This window comes from Mesorhizobium sp. M1406 (genome assembly GCF_040317555.1).
In the GTDB taxonomy this organism is placed as follows: Bacteria; Pseudomonadota; Alphaproteobacteria; order Rhizobiales; family Rhizobiaceae; genus Mesorhizobium.
The window spans coordinates 56,160-71,373 of sequence record NZ_JAMYKW010000006.1; the positions used below are offsets into that span (position 1 = coordinate 56,160).

A 15,214-nucleotide genomic window follows, 5' to 3' on the forward strand; every position below is an offset into this window, starting at 1 on the left:
ACGGGGAGAAGATGCCGGCAGTCAGATGAGGGGCGGCGCCGTCATCGATCTTTGTCTGAAAGGCTGTCAACGTCGGCGCTGCCCCTCATCCGGCCCTTCGGGCCACCTTCTCCCCGTGAACGGGGAGAAGGAAAAGGGGACGCTCGATGACCAGCCACGCTCCCAACCTCAAGGCTGAAAAGATTTCAGGCGGCGTCGCCACCAGCCAGCGCCACGATTCCGCGCACAAGCATGTCAGCGGCACCGCCGTCTATATCGACGACATGCCGGAGCCAGCCGGCACGCTGCATGGCTGCCTCGGGCTTTCGGCTGCAACACATGCCACCATCACCAGCATGGATCTCTCGGCGGTGCGTACAGCGCCCGGCGTTGTCGACGTGCTGACGGCCAAGGACGTGCCGGGCGAAAACGACATCTCGCCGACCGGCCGCCACGACGAGCCGGTGCTGGCCGACGGCAAGGTGCAGTTCTACGGACAGCCGATCTTTTGCGTCATTGCCGAGACGCGCGAGCAGGCGCGTCGTGCGACAAGGCTGGCCAAGGTCGAATACAAGGAATTGCCTTTCGTCACCGACATCGGCGAGCTCGATCCGAAGAAGGACAAGTTCGTCACGCCGCCGCTGACCCTGAAGCGCGGCGATGCCGCTACAGCGATCCGTCAGGCGCCGCGCCGGCTGAAAGGAAAAATGCGCATCGGCGGCCAGGAGCATTTCTATCTCGAAGGCCATATCGCTATGGCCGTGCCCGGCGAGGACCAGGACGTCACCATTTATTCCTCGACCCAGCATCCGAGCGAAATCCAGCACATGGTCAGCCACGCGCTGGGCGTGCCGAGCAACGCCATTACGGTGGAAATCCGCCGCATGGGCGGCGGCTTCGGCGGCAAGGAGACGCAAGGCAACCAGTTTGCGGCATTGGCCGCGATCGCCGCGAAGAAGCACCATCGCGCCGTGAAAATCCGGCCCGACCGCGACGACGACATGATCGCCACCGGCAAGCGTCACGATTTCCTGGTCGACTATGAGGTCGGCTTCGACAACGAGGGCAACATCCTCGGTGTCGATTTCATGTTCGCGGCGCGCTGCGGCTTTTCGTCGGACCTTTCCGGCCCGGTGACCGATCGCGCACTGTTCCACTGCGACAACACCTATTTCTGGCCGGCGGTGCATGCGCAGTCGGCACCGCTCTACACCAACACCGTGTCGAACACCGCTTTCCGTGGTTTCGGCGGCCCGCAAGGCATGGTCGGCGCCGAGCGCGTCATCGACGAGGTCGCCTTTGCGGTCGGCAAGGATCCACTCGAAATCCGCAAGAAGAATTTCTACGGCACATCCGACCGCAACATCACGCCCTACCACCAGACGGTCGAGGACAACATCATCCAGCGCATCGTCGCCGAACTGGAGGAAAGCGCCAGCTACGCACGGCGGCGGCGGGAAATATCGGCCTTCAACGCCAACAGTCGTTTCATCAAGCGGGGCCTGGCGCTGACGCCGGTCAAGTTCGGCATCTCGTTCACCGCCACGCACTACAATCAGGCCGGTGCGCTGGTGCATGTCTATACCGACGGTTCGGTGCACCTGAACCATGGCGGTACCGAGATGGGGCAGGGCCTCTACGTCAAAGTGGCGCAGGTGGTGGCGGAAGAGTTCCAGATCGACCTCGACCAAGTGAAGATCACCGCGACCACGACCGGCAAGGTACCGAACACTTCGGCCACGGCGGCGTCGTCCGGCTCCGACCTCAACGGCATGGCGGCGCGGAACGGCGCTCGCCAGATCAAGGATCGGCTGACCGATTTCGCCGCCGAAAAATATCAGGTGCCGCGCGATCAGGTGCTGTTCCTGCCCAACCGGGTGCGCATCGGCAACCAGGAAATCGCCTTCGCCGACCTCGTCAAGCAAGCCTATATGGCCCGCATCCAGCTTTCGGCGGCCGGTTTCTACAAGACGCCGAAAATCCACTGGAACCGTGACAAGGGCGAGGGGCGCCCATTCTATTATTTCGCCTATGGAGCCTCGTGCTCGGAGGTCTCGGTCGACACGCTGACCGGCGAATACATGGTCGAGCGCACCGACATTCTGCATGATTGCGGCCGCTCTCTGAACCGCGCCATCGACATCGGCCAGATCGAGGGAGGCTTCATCCAGGGCATGGGCTGGCTGACGACGGAAGAACTGTGGTGGGACGACAAAGGCCGGCTGCGCACCCACGCGCCATCGACCTACAAGATCCCGCTCGCCTCCGATCGGCCGAAGATCTTCAACGTCACCTTGGCCGACTGGCCGGAAGCCAGCGAGCCGACGATCCACCGCTCCAAGGCGGTCGGCGAGCCGCCGTTCCCGCTCGGCATGTCGGTGCTGCACGCCCTGTCGGACGCGGTGGCGAGCGTCGCCGACAACCGGATCTGTCCGCGCCTCGATGCGCCGGCGACACCGGAGCGGGTTCTGATGGCGATCGAGCGGCTGAAGTCTGAGGCCAAGGCTTGAGTCCGCGCCAGGGGTCGGTATGCGTGCAATTCAGGCCGAAAAACCCTATGTTTCCCGCACGGGAATGCGAATGATGAATTCGAAAGTGCAAAACCTCAAAGACTTCCTTGCTGGCCAAGGCCGCATCGCCTTGGTCGAGATCGCCGGCACGAAAGGGTCGACGCCACGCGAGAAGGGCGCCTTCATGCTCGTCTCGCAAGAGGCGACTTCAGGCACGATCGGCGGCGGGCAACTTGAGTATATGGCCATCGACAAGGCTAGGCAGATGCTTTTCTCCCCCTCAAGGGGGGAGAGACCCCGCGCCGCGGCGACCCCACCCGACGGCTTCGCCGCCACCCTCCCCTCAAGGGGGAGGGATATTCGCGCCACCCTCGACGTCCCGCTAGGCCCCGAGATCGGCCAATGCTGCGGCGGGCGCGTCGAAGTGCTGATCCGGCTCGTCGATGCCGCGCTCGCCGCCGAGCTGGTTGCGGCCGCGGAAGCCGAGGAGGCTCATCTGCCGCATGTCTATATCTTCGGTGGCGGCCATGTCGGCCAGGCGCTGGCGTCGACGATCTCACTTCTTCCCGTGCATGGCGTCGTCATCGAAACGCGGGCCGAGGCGTTGGAAGGTATGCCGGAAACCGTGGAGACGCGGCTGACAGCTATACCCGAAGCGATGGTGCGCGATGCGCCTGCCGGCGCCGCCTTCGTCATTCTCACTCACGACCACGCGCTGGATTTCCTGATTGTCGCCGAGGCGCTGAAACGCGGCGACACCGCCTATGTCGGCATGATTGGCTCGAAGACCAAGAAAGCGACGTTCAAGAACTGGTTCTTGAAATCGGCGGATGGCAGCGAGGCGGAATTTGCCCGCCTCGTCTCGCCGATCGGCGGCGACACCGTCAAGGACAAGCGTCCGCAAGTCATCGCGGCGCTTGCGGCTGCCGAGATCATGACGGCGCTGGTCGCCCACGCCGCAGCATCAAATGTCGGCCATCAGGTTCCGCATGACAAGCTGACGGTCGGCTAAGCTTGCGCCTCAACGCATCTCAGTCAGGCCGTTTCAAGCCCAGATGCTCGCGCAGTGTGCGGCCGTCATAATCCCTGCGGAACAGGCCTCGCCGCTGCAATTCCGGCACGACCAACGCGGCAAAGGCATCGAGTTCGCCGGGAAAATACGAGGGCATGACGTTGAAGCCGTCGGCCGCTCCGCACTCGAACCGGGCCTGTAGTTCGTCGGCGATTTGGGCCGCTGTGCCGACGATGCGCCAATGGCCGCGCGCGCCGGCGAAATGCCGCGCCAGCTGCCGGATGGAGAGTCCGTCGCGGCGCGACTGCTCGATCACCAGCGCCTGCCGGCTCTTCATCTCCTCGCTCTCAGGCAGCTCCGGCAGCGGTCCATCGATCGGATAGCGCCAGAGATCGGAGATGCTGAGATAGCTGGACAGCAGCGCCACGCCGACATCGTCGGGGATCAGCTCCTGCAATTCTTCGTATTTTTCCTGGGCCTCCGCCTCGGTTTCCGCCACCACCGGTGCGACGCCCGGCATGATCTTGATGTCGTCCGGCTCACGCCCATAGGCCGCCAGACGCCCCTTGAGGTCGTCGTAGAAGGCCTTGGCTTCCTCGAAAGTCTGCGCCGCCGTGAACACCATATCGGCGGTGCGGGCGGCGAGGTCGCGGCCGATCTCAGAGGCGCCGGCCTGGACCATGACCGGCGCGCCTTGCGGTGAACGCGGCAGGTCGAGCGGATCCCGCACCGAAAAACTCTGGCCGTCGTGGGCAGAGGCGCCGAGCTTGCCGCGCCAAAGCCCGGCGACCACTTCGGCGAACTCGCGCGCCCGTTCGTAGCGGTCGGCATGGGGCTTGAGGCCAGTCGAGCCGAAATTGGCGGCTTCGATGGGGCTGGCCGAGGTGACCAGGTTCCAGCCGGCACGGCCGCCGCTTAGATGATCGAGCGACAAAAAGGTCCGTGCCAGCCCATAGGGCTCGTTGTAGCTTGTCGAGGCCGTGGAGACGAGGCCGATGCGGCTGGTCTGGACGGCGAGCGCCGAAAGCAGGCTGATCGGCTCGAAGCCGATCGAGCGCGACGTCTGGCTGGCGATGCCGACATCGGCTTCGCGCAGGCCGGCGGCGTCCTCGCAGAACACCATGTCGAATTTCGCCGCCTCCGCCGTGCGCGCCAGCCGGATGTAATGGTCGATGTCTATGCCCGCCGTGACATGCGCCTTTGGGTGGCGCCAGGCGGCGATGTGGTGGCCGGTCGCCCACAGGAAGGCACCAAGCTTCATCTGACGGTGCGCGCCGGTCATTGATCTTCTCCGCCGGCAAGCCCGAGATGCGAGCGCAACGTCGCGCCGCGATAGCTCTGTCGAAACAGGCCGCGCAGCCGCAGCTCCGGCAAAACCAGATCGACGAAATCGTCGAGCGCTGAGAGTTGTGCCGGCATCTGGATATTGAATCCGTCGCAGCTTTTCGAGCGGAATTCTTTTTCCATGCTGTCGGCGATGATCGGCTTGGTGGTGCCATTGGTGAGGAGCGAGATATTCGTCAGAAGCCTCACGGCATCAGGATCGCGTCCGCAGGCGACAACGCGGCGCTTCAGGTCCTCATAGCGCGCTTTCGCGCCATCGATCGGCCCGTCGTCCAGCAGAATGACATCGGCGGCGCGGGCGGCAATATCCAGGTCGGGCTCCGACAGACCGGACAGCACCAGCACCGGCCTGTCCTGCGGCGATCTCGCGACGTTCAGCGGTCCGCGCACGGAAAAGAACTCGCCCTTGTGGTCGAGCAGGTGCATTTTTCCGGGGTCGTGGAAGCGGCCACCGCTCTTGTCGAATAGCAGCGCATCCGCATCCCAGCCCCGCCACAAGCCCTGGACGATGCCGATATACTCCTCCGTGCGCCGGCGAAAATCGTCGGACGAAAAGCCTTCGGGCCGGCTGAAATTGGCCGCCTCGCGCGGGTTCTGCGCCATGGTCGCGTTCCAGCCGGCGCGGCCATGGCTGATGATGTCGAGCGAGGCGAAACGGCGCGCCAGGTTGTAGGGCTGATGGCCAATTGTGGAGGCCGTGGCGCCGAGCCCGATTCTGCTCGTTACGGTTGCCAGTGCGGCCAGCAGCGTCGTCGCTTCAAAGGGCACCGGCCTATTCGCTGCATCGCCACCGGCAGTCGGCGCGGAATCGGCGAACAGCACCATGTCCAACCCCGCAGCTTCGGCCTTTTGCACAAGGCCGGCCAGACGGCTGAACTCCGGCTTGGCTTCGGAATCGGAGGGTCCCGGAATGAGCGAAACCGCAAGATGCATTGTGGCGCCGTTGTCCATCGATGATCCCTGAAAGACCAAACAGAGCCGGAACTATGTTCGGCGCTCGCAGGGATGGCAACCGCCGGCGCTGGGCCAACTACCGGTCACTTGCCGGCCAGCAAGCTCCCGTGTGCGGTAGTTTAGCCGGGTCGTATGTGCTTGCGGTGGCGGATCGCATACTTTGATGATTAGCCGAAACGCTCCCCGCTTCGTCATCCTATGGCGGAGCAAGGAGCGAAGCGACGCGGCGCAGACCATAGGATCCGCGACCTCCGAGCGCTGCTGCGGTGCAGAATTCTGCTCCGCTGCGCCATACGGCGAAGGTCGCGGCCTGGATCCCAGGGTCTCCGCGTCGGAGCTTCGCTCCTTGCTCCGCCCAGGGATGACGAAGCGGGGAGGCTTTCGGCCAATCTCGAACGTCAGCGTCAAGGATCGACCGGTGCCACGAGCAACCCTCACTTACCCGCAAGCAGATCATTGATCAGCCGCTGGCAGCGCTCAGCCATGAAGTCGAGCAGCAGCCGCACTTTTGGATCCTGCAGCTTCTTGTGCGGGTAAACGGCGGCGAACTGCACTGGCGTCGGCGGCGTGTTGCTCAGGATCACCTTCAGGCGCTGGTCGCGGATGAACGGCTCGACCTCGAAGCGTGGCTTGTTGATGATGCCGCGCCCCGACAGCGCCCAACTGGTCAGCACGTCGCCATCGTCGGTGTCGTAGGGCCCGTGCACTTCGAATTTCTGCGGGCCTGTGGGTGTCTGCAGCGTCCACACATATTCGCGCGCGCCGGAGTAGCGCAGCATCAGGCAGTCGTGTTTCTTGCCGATCAGCTCCTGTGGCTCCAACGGTTCGCCGCGCGCCTCCAGATATTCCGGCGCCGCCACCAGCACGCGCTCGCATTCCATGATGCCGCGCATCCTGAGGCTGGAATCCTCGATGATGCCGAGCCGGAAGGCGACGTCGATCCCTTCCTTCATGATGTCGACATTGTGGTCCGAGAGTCTCAGCCGTACCTCGATATCAGGGTATTTGTCGTGGAAATCGGGAATGCCCGAAGCCACCAGCCGGCGGCCGAGGCCCAAGGGTGCCGTGACGCGGATGGTACCGCGTGGCTGGCCGGAAAGGGCCGAGACAGCCGCTTCGGCCTCCGTGATCGCCTCCAGCACCTGCTTGGCGCCAGAATAAAAAACCGTGCCGTGTTCGGTCGGCATCAATTGCCGTGTGGTGCGGTTGAAAAGCCGCACGCCAAGATGCTTCTCCAACTCCTTGATGCGGTTGGAGGCGACCGCCGGTGAAATGCGCATGTCGCGCCCGGCGGCCGACAGATTGCCGAGCTCGACGACGCGGACGAAGACGGCGATGTTGTCGAGATAGGCCATACGAAGCACCTTCGCCGGTTTGCAGCGATAAGCCTAGTATTTTCCATTTTTTTTTGAAAGTCATCGTGCACCTCGCCCCTTTCCGTTTGCGCTCCAGCCCGTAAAGTCACCCAATCGGCAGGGACGACTTCAATGATGGATTTCGCGATTTTCTGGGACTGGCTGAGCTTCGCCGTGCGCTGGCTGCATGTCATCACCGGCATCGCCTGGATAGGCTCGTCGTTCTACTTCGTCGCGCTCGATCTCGGCCTGCGCCAGCGGCCGGGCATGCCTGTCGGTGCCTTCGGCGAGGAATGGCAAGTGCATGGCGGCGGCTTCTACCACATCCAGAAATACCTTGTGGCGCCGGCCGAGATGCCCGAGCACCTGACTTGGTTCAAATGGGAATCCTACGCCACCTGGCTGTCCGGCTTCGCCATGCTGTGCGTGGTCTATTATGCCGGAGCCGATCTGTTCCTGATCGATCCCAACGTGCTGCCCATGTCGGTGCCGGTCGGGATCCTGCTATCGCTGGCTACCATCGGCGTCGGCTGGGTGGTCTATGATCTCCTGTGCCGCTCGCCGCTTGGCAAGAGCGACACCGGGCTGATGCTGGTGCTCTATTGCGTGCTGGTGTTCATCGCCTGGGGGCTGACGCATTTGTTCACCGGCCGCGCAGCCTTCCTGCATCTGGGCGCCATCACCGCCACGATCATGTCGGCCAATGTCTTCATGGTCATCATCCCCAACCAGAAGATCGTCGTCGCCGACCTCATCGCAGGCCGCAAGCCCGACCCGAAATACGGCAAGATCGCCAAGCAGCGCTCGCTGCACAACAACTATCTGACGCTGCCGGTGCTGTTCCTGATGCTGTCGAACCACTATCCCCTGGCGTTCGGCACGCAGTTCAACTGGGTCATCGCCTCGCTGGTCTTCATCATCGGCGTGCTGATCCGGCATTATTTCAACAGTGTCCACGCGCGCAAGGGCAACCCGCATTGGACCTGGCTGGGCGCTCTTGTCTTGTTCATCATCATCATCTGGCTGTCGACCGCGCCGAAGGTGCTGACCGGCGAACCCCGGGAATCGGCGTCGGCGCAGGTCTATGTCGCTTCGGTGCATTTCCCAGCGGTGCGCGACACCGTGCTCGGCCGCTGCTCGATGTGCCATGCGGCGGAGCCGGTCTACGAGGGCATCTATCATGCGCCGAAGGGCGTGATGCTGGATACCGACGCCGGCATCGCCAACCATGCTCGCGAGATATATCTGCAGGCCGGCCGCAGCCACGCCATGCCGCCTGCCAACGTCTCGCAGATCACCGATAAGGAACGGGCGCTGCTGGTGGCCTGGTTCGAAGGCGCAGGGAAATAGCATGATTTCGACATTTCTGCGCGGCCGCACGCTGTCCTTTGTGCGCTGGCCCCAAACCATCGACGACCATGCCGCCTGGCGCTACGAGGAGGATGGCGGCTTGCTGATCCGCGATGGCCGGATCGTCGCCGCCGGTGCCTACGCTGACGTGGAGAAACAGGCCGGTGAAGCGGCGAAAAGAATCGACCACCGGCCGCATCTGCTGCTGCCGGGCTTCATCGATGCGCATGCGCATTTCCCGCAAATGCAGATCATCGCTTCCTATGGCGCCGAACTGCTCGACTGGCTGAACACCTACACCTTCCCGGAAGAAACCAAGTTCGCCGACGCGCAGCACGGCCGCCGCATCGCGCGGCTGTTCCTCGACGAGATGGTGCGCCACGGCACCACGACGGTCGCCGCCTATTGCTCGGTGCACAAGGCGTCAGCCGAAGCCTTCTTTGCGGAGTCGCATGACCGCAACATGCTCAACATCGCCGGCAAGGTGATGATGGACCGCAATGCGCCCGACGGCGTGCTCGACACGCCGCAATCCGGTTACGACGACACGAAAGCGCTGATCGCCGAGTGGCACGGCAAGGGGCGGCAGCTTTATGCCATCACGCCGCGCTTCGCCATCACCTCGTCGCCGGAGCAGATGGAGATGGCCGGCGTGCTGTGCCGCGAGCATCCTGACCTGCACATGCAGACGCATCTGTCGGAAAATCATGCCGAGATCGCCTTCACGCAGCAGCTCTATCCGTGGTCGCGCGACTACACCGACGTCTATGAGCATTATGGGCTGTTGGGGGAAAAAAGCCTGTTCGGCCATTGCATCCATTTGTCGGAGCGCGAGGCGGATGCGCTTTCGGACTCGCGCTCGGTGGCGGTGTTCTGTCCGACCTCGAACCTGTTCCTTGGCTCCGGCCTGTTCGATTATCAGCGCTTTCGCCGCCGCGACAAGCCGATCCGCATCGCCGCCGCCACCGATGTCGGCGGCGGCACCAACTATTCGATGTTGCGCACCATGGACGAGGGCTACAAGGTGATCGCGCTGAATGGCGAGAAGCTGAACCCGTTCCAGTCCTTCTGGCAGCTGACGCGCGGCAATGCCGAGGCGCTGTCGGTGGCGGAAAGGATCGGCACGCTGGACGCAGGCACCGACGCCGACATCGTCGTGCTCGATGCCAGGGCCACGCCTGCGATGCGGCTCAGGATGGAAACGGTCGAGATACTGGCGCAGGAACTGTTCCTGTTGCAGACGCTGGGCGACGACCGCGCCGTGCGCGAGGTCTATGTGGCCGGCCGTCCGGCCAAGACTGATATTGCAATTTAGAATCCTTGCTTGACCCCACGGCAGCCATCGGTCACAGCGTGCGGCGAAGTTGACAGGGGAACGACATGGCCGTTGCTGACGACATCGCTCTGATCAAGAGACAGGAAGAGACCCTTGTCTTCTCCGTCTTCGACGAAGCCGTTGCGTTCAAGCTCGGTTCGGCCATCCGCGACCGGGCACTGGCCGAGAGCCTGCCTATTATCGTCGATATCAGGACCTTCGACCGGCCGCTTTTCTATGCCGCGATGCCGGGCTCGAACGCTTCCAATCCCGACTGGGCGCGACGCAAGATCAATGTCGTGAAGCGGTTCCTGAAAAGCACTTATCGGATGGTGCTGGAACAGCAGCGCCCCGACCGCACCTTCAAGATCGGTGAGGGCCTCGACATCGCTGACTACGTGCTGGCCGGCGGCGGTTTTCCGGTCACGGTTGAAGGCGCCGGGGTCATTGGTGTGATCGCCGTCTCCGGCCTGCCGGAGCGCCAGGATCACGGCGTCGTCGTCGAGGCACTGTGCGATCATTTGGGCATCGACAAGCTCGGGCTGATACTGCCCCCGGAAGAGAAATGAGTGACCCCAAATCGTTTCTCACCTCCATCTTCAACGCGGCCGTCGCCGCCGCCAATCCGGAACGAACCATCCGGAATCATTTGCCGGCCAAGCCCAAGGGCCGCACCATCGTCATTGGCGCCGGAAAAGGCTCGGCGCAGATGGCGGCGGCGTTCGAGAAGGTGTGGGACGGCCCGATCGAAGGGCTGGTCGTCACCCGCTATGGTTATGGCGCGACCTGCGAGCGCATCGAGATCATCGAGGCGGCGCATCCGGTGCCGGACGCCGCCGGGCTTGAAGCCTCGCGCCGCCTACTCGCCAAGGTCCAGGGACTGACGGCGGACGACCTGGTCGTGGCGCTGATTTCGGGCGGCGGCTCGGCGCTGCTGCCGTCGCCGGCCGGCACCCTGACGCTGGCCGACGAGATCGCCGTCAACGAGGCGCTGCTCGCCTCGGGCGCGCCGATCGCGGCCATGAACACCATCCGCAAGCACCTTTCGACCATCAAGGGCGGTCGGCTGGCGGCTGCCGCCTGGCCGGCCAAGGTGGTGTCGCTGGTCGTTTCCGACATTCCCGGCGACAATCCGTCGCTCGTCGCCTCCGGCCCGACGGTGCCGGATACCGGCAGCCGCGCAGACGCTCTGGCGTCGATATCAGCCTATGGCATGAAGCTGCCGGCCTCGGTGATGGCGCATATCAATTCGCCGGCCGCCGATGCGCCACGCCCAGGTGATGAACGCTTTTCGCGCAACGAGGTCCATCTGATCGCCTCTGCCGGCGTATCGCTCGATGCGGCGGCCGCAGAAGCGAAACGGCAAGGCGTCGAGTCCGTCATCCTTTCCGATGCTATCGAGGGTGAGGCGCGCGAGATCGGCGGCGTGCACGCCGCAATCGCCCGCGAAGTGGCAACGCGCAACCGCCCATTTCCAAAGCCGGTGCTGATCCTGTCCGGCGGCGAAACAACCGTAACGCTCCGCGCCAAGGGCAAAGGCGGCCGCAACTCGGAATTCCTGCTCGCCTTCGCCATCGGCATCAACGGCATCGAAGGAATTCATGCGCTGGCCGCCGACACCGACGGCATCGACGGTTCGGAAGACAATGCCGGCGCCTTCGCCGACGCTTCGACCGTATCGCGCATGCGGGCAGCCGGGGTCGATGCCCAAGCCATGCTGGCCGGCAACAATGCCTGGACGGCCTTCAATGCGATTGGCGATCTTTTTGTGCCGGGCCCGACCGGCACGAATGTCAACGATCTCAGGGCGATCCTGATCAGGTAGCTTCAGGCGGCCATCAGCCGCTTCACCTTTCTCATATCGTCCAGGAACCGCTCGCGTTCGGCTTGCTTGTCCGCCGGCTCACGAATGCGCAGGATGAGGGAGGGATGGATAGTGACAAAGACGCGCAAACCGTCCTCGCGCTCGATCACCTGGCCGCGCATCTTCATCACCGGGATCGCCTTGCCCAGCAGCGACGTCGCCGCTGTCGCGCCGAGTGCCACCGCGATGTTCGGCTTGATCAGGTCGAACTCCTGGTCGATCCACCAGCGGCAGGCCTGAATCTCGCCGGCATTCGGCTTGGAATGGATGCGCCGATTGCCGCGCGGTTCGAATTTGAAGTGCTTGACCGCATTGGTGACGTAAACTTTCTGACGGTCGACCCCAGCGTCATCAAGGATGGCGTCGAACACCCTGCCTGCGGGCCCGACGAAGGGCTTGCCGGCGAGATCCTCCTGATCACCCGGCTGTTCGCCGACGAAGATCACCTTGGCATTGTCCGGTCCTTCGCCGAACACGGTCTGCGTCGCATGACGCCAGAGCGGGCAGCGGCGGCAGCCATTCGCGGCCTCTTGCAGTTCCGTGATCGAGCTGGCTTTGGCCTCGTCCGCTATCGGCTCCGCACGCGCTATGGAAACACGCCGGGGTGGAATCTTCGCTTCGTGCGGAAGGCCCGTGCTCGCCATCGTCTTGCCTCGTCCATTTCGATATTGAAATGAACGAGATCGACGATGGTTCCTTCCTTACACCTCGTGCAGATAGAGGTGGTAATCCAGTTCGCTGACCGTGCGCGCCACGCGCAGATATTCCGACTGCTTGATCGCCACGAAGGTCCGGTGCAGGTCTTCGCCGAGCGCGCCCTTCAGGAAGCTGGATGCTCGCGCGGCTTCGATCGCGGCGCGCCAATCGACAGGCATGGTCGTGCGCGTGACTGGCGCCTCGTAGCCGTTGCCGGTGGTTTCGGGACCAGGGTCGAGACCGTCGTCGAGCCCTTTGGTTATAGCGGCCAGCACCGTCGCCGCGATCAGATAGGGATTGGCATCGACGCCGGATGGCCGATGCTCGATGCGCCGATTTTTCGCGTCGCCCGCCGGCACGCGCAGCGCCACCGAACGATTGTTCACGCCCCAGGTCGGCGCCACCGGCGCATAGGATTGCGAGACGAAGCGCCGCCAGGAATTGGCGTGCGGCGCAAACACCAGCATCGATTCCGCCATCGTCTGGATCAGGCCGCCAAGCCCCTGGAGCAGCGGCAGCGACCAGCTCTCGCCGCCGGCTTCGGCAAAGACGTTTCGGCCAGCCTTGTCTTGCAGCGAGACATGGAAATGCATGCCCGAGCCGGCATATTTCTCGATCGGCTTGGCCATGAAACAGGCGGTGACGCCATGGCGGCGCGCCTGCGCCCGCACCAGGCGCTTCAGCATGACCAGGTCGTCGGCGGCCCGCATCACGTCCTTGCGGTAGTTCAGCGTCAATTCGTACTGGCCGGGCGCATATTCGGAAATCACCGTCTCGGCCGGAATGCCTTGTGCCTTGGCCGCGGCATAGATGTCGGAAAACAGCGGCTCCATGCCGTGCAGGTGATCGACGGAATAGACCTCGGTCTTGCCCGAGACGCGGCCGTCGAGCACGGCGCGCGCCGGCTGCACCTTGCCGTCGGCATCACGCTCATTGGCAAGGAGAAAAAATTCGAGTTCGAAGGCGCCGGCCGGATAAAGACCCTTGGCTGCCAATATGTCGACCTGCCGTGCCAGCGCCAGCCGCGGATCCGATGACATCGGCCGGCCGTCGAGGTGGTACATGGCCATCAGCAACTGGCCGCGCGGCGGGTTCGTGCCGTAGAGCGGCACCAGCGTGCCGGGGATCGGCCAAGCCCTGAGGTCGCCGTCGCCGGTCGTCCAGATCAGCCCGGTCTCGTGCACATCCTCGCCGGTGATGTCGAGGCCGAGGATCGAGATCGGCATATGTCGGCCGCCTTCGAAAATGCTCTTCAGCTCGTGCCGGCGCACGATCTTGCCGCGGCCCACGCCATTGGCGTCGGTCAGCACGATATCGAAGGCTTCGATCTCGGGATGGGCCTCGAGAAAGGCTTGCGACTCGGTGGGTGTCGAGCCCGAAGGGGAGGTCATCATGGCATTGGGGTTGTCCATCGCCGCTTGTCTCATGCCGCAAGCTTTGCCGCAACCGCGCCGAAGGCGGCAATCAGCCGGTTGACCTGGGCCCCTGAAGTCGCCGGCGAGATCAGCATCATGTTGTGGAACGGGGCGATCAGCACGCCGCGATTGACCAGCGCGACATGGATGGCCGCCTCCAGTTCCGGCGCATGCGCCACTTCCGCCTCGGCGCCATTCCTCAAGGGGCCGGGCGCGCAGATGAACTCGACGCGCGCGCCGACGCGGGAAACATGCCAGGGCAGGCGGCAGCGGTCGATCACGCCGGTCAGCCCGGCATCGAGCCGCCGCGCCAGATGATCCATGCGGTCATAATTTTCTTCAGTCATCACCTCTTCGAGCGTGGCGCGCATCGCCGCGAACTGCAACGGGTTGGCCGACAGCGTCGTGCCCATGCCGGAATAGCCCGGCTCCTTGGTCCTGTTGTAGGCGGCGTAGCGCGAGGCGACGTCGTCGCTCATACCCCACACACTTGCCGGCACGCCGCCGGCGATCGGCTTGCCCAGCACGAAAAAATCCGGCTCCAGTCCGTATTTCCTGGTGTAGCCGCCCGGACCGGTCGAGATCGTGTGGGTCTCGTCGATCAGAAGCAGTGTGCCGGCTTCGCGCGTCAGTCTGCGCAGCGCATCGTGGAAACCGGCATCGGCCAGCACCATGCAGGAATTAGTCAGCACCGGCTCGGCAATGACACAGGCCACGTCCTTGTCCCTGAGCGCGGCTTCCAGCGCAGCGACATCGTTGAACTCGATGACCTTGGCCGTACGGGTCAGGTCGCGGAACTCGCCGGCCAATCCCGGCCGGTTGACAGGCTTGCCGTCGATCAGCCGCACCATCGTCTCGTCGACCGAGCCGTGATAGCAGCCATTGAAGACCAGGATATTCTCCCGGCCGGTGACGGCGCGGGCGACGCGCAACGCAAAGCGGTTGGCGTCGGTCGCTGTCGTCGCGATCTGCCAGAACGGCAGGCCGAAACGCTGCCGCAGCAGCGGCCCGATCGCGAGCGCGTCTTCCGAAGGCAGCATATAGGTCAGGCCGCGTCCGGCCTGGCGGCGGATGGCGCGCGCCACCGGCGTCGGCGAATGGCCGAACATCGAGCCGGTGTCGCCAAGGCAGAAATCGTCGAGCCTGATACCGTCGATATCGGTGATGGTCGCGCCCCTGGCGCTGTCGACCAGGATGGGAAACGGCGTCGGCCAGTCGTTCATCCAGTGCATCGGCACGCCGCCGAAGAAGCCGGGCAGGCCATTGCCGGCCTTGGCTTGCGACTTTGGCCGGGCCTTGCGGAAGGCCGCGCCCTCGGTCTCGCGCAATTCGGCAATGCGGTCGCGGCCGATGCCGCCGATGGCCATCTTGGAAGTGTCGCTGTGCATGAAAACCCCTCTGGTCTGTCCCTCTTAGCCAA

At 64.0% G+C, this 15,214-nt stretch carries 12 protein-coding genes; 6 read left to right on the top strand and 6 right to left on the bottom strand.

The annotated features are described in order from the left end of the window. Window positions 1-146: 146 nt before the first annotated feature. Together xdhB and xdhC are read left to right on the top strand one after the other, a co-directional pair. Window positions 147-2,489 (top strand): xanthine dehydrogenase molybdopterin binding subunit, encoded by a 2,343-nt coding sequence (gene xdhB, locus NKH03_RS08000; RefSeq protein ID WP_352967969.1) that lies wholly within the window; start codon window positions 147-149, stop codon window positions 2,487-2,489. A gap of 73 nt (window positions 2,490-2,562) precedes the next feature. Next, the gene (xdhC, locus tag NKH03_RS08005; RefSeq protein ID WP_352968076.1) at window positions 2,563-3,501 is read left to right on the top strand and encodes a xanthine dehydrogenase accessory protein XdhC; all 939 of its coding nucleotides are present in this window, start codon (window positions 2,563-2,565) and stop codon (window positions 3,499-3,501) included. Window positions 3,502-3,520: 19 nt separating this feature from the next. Here xdhC and NKH03_RS08010 read toward each other — a convergent pair whose 3' ends face one another. The 3 genes from NKH03_RS08010 to NKH03_RS08020 all read right to left on the bottom strand — a co-directional run bounded on the left by NKH03_RS08010 (window position 3,521) and on the right by NKH03_RS08020 (window position 7,154). After that, entirely contained in the window at window positions 3,521-4,783 is a 1,263-nt protein-coding gene (locus tag NKH03_RS08010; RefSeq protein ID WP_352967971.1) for an LLM class flavin-dependent oxidoreductase, read from the bottom strand. Continuing rightward, on the bottom strand, window positions 4,780-5,796 hold the full coding sequence (locus NKH03_RS08015; protein ID WP_352967973.1) for an LLM class flavin-dependent oxidoreductase: 1,017 nt from the start codon (window positions 5,794-5,796) through the stop codon (window positions 4,780-4,782). Before NKH03_RS08015 ends, NKH03_RS08010 begins: the two co-directional genes overlap by 4 nt. A 437-nt stretch (window positions 5,797-6,233) precedes the next feature. After that, the gene (locus NKH03_RS08020) at window positions 6,234-7,154 is read right to left on the bottom strand and encodes a LysR family transcriptional regulator (protein WP_352967974.1); all 921 of its coding nucleotides are present in this window, start codon (window positions 7,152-7,154) and stop codon (window positions 6,234-6,236) included. 132 nt (window positions 7,155-7,286) lie between these two features. On the opposite strand from NKH03_RS08020, the gene NKH03_RS08025 reads away from it, so the two are divergent. The 4 genes from NKH03_RS08025 (at window position 7,287) to NKH03_RS08040 (ending at window position 11,644) form a co-directional block, all read left to right on the top strand. Further along, window positions 7,287-8,504, top strand: coding sequence for a urate hydroxylase PuuD (locus tag NKH03_RS08025; RefSeq protein WP_352967976.1), 1,218 nt, complete (start codon window positions 7,287-7,289; stop codon window positions 8,502-8,504). 1 nt (window position 8,505) lies between these two features. Next, on the top strand, window positions 8,506-9,819 hold the full coding sequence (guaD, locus tag NKH03_RS08030) for a guanine deaminase (protein WP_352967977.1): 1,314 nt from the start codon (window positions 8,506-8,508) through the stop codon (window positions 9,817-9,819). 65 nt (window positions 9,820-9,884) lie between these two features. Next, complete coding sequence (locus NKH03_RS08035) at window positions 9,885-10,388, top strand: heme-degrading domain-containing protein (protein WP_352967978.1); 504 nt, start codon at window positions 9,885-9,887, stop codon at window positions 10,386-10,388. Beyond that, complete coding sequence (locus tag NKH03_RS08040) at window positions 10,385-11,644, top strand: glycerate kinase type-2 family protein (RefSeq protein WP_352967979.1); 1,260 nt, start codon at window positions 10,385-10,387, stop codon at window positions 11,642-11,644. The genes NKH03_RS08035 and NKH03_RS08040 overlap by 4 nt, the downstream gene beginning before the upstream one ends. Window positions 11,645-11,646: 2 nt before the next feature. On the opposite strand, the gene NKH03_RS08045 is transcribed toward NKH03_RS08040, so the two are convergent. Genes NKH03_RS08045 through NKH03_RS08055 form a run of 3 tightly spaced genes read right to left on the bottom strand, consistent with a single transcriptional unit; the run spans window position 11,647 to window position 15,182 of the window. Then, window positions 11,647-12,327, bottom strand: a complete 681-nt coding sequence (locus NKH03_RS08045) for a UdgX family uracil-DNA binding protein (protein ID WP_352967980.1) — start codon at window positions 12,325-12,327, stop codon at window positions 11,647-11,649. A gap of 57 nt (window positions 12,328-12,384) precedes the next feature. Next, window positions 12,385-13,770: a glutamine synthetase family protein gene (locus tag NKH03_RS08050; RefSeq protein ID WP_502913495.1), complete on the bottom strand. Its 1,386-nt coding sequence runs from the start codon at window positions 13,768-13,770 to the stop codon at window positions 12,385-12,387. Between the two features lie 32 nt (window positions 13,771-13,802). Next, window positions 13,803-15,182: an aspartate aminotransferase family protein gene (locus NKH03_RS08055; RefSeq protein WP_352967982.1), complete on the bottom strand. Its 1,380-nt coding sequence runs from the start codon at window positions 15,180-15,182 to the stop codon at window positions 13,803-13,805. Window positions 15,183-15,214 lie beyond the last annotated feature (32 nt).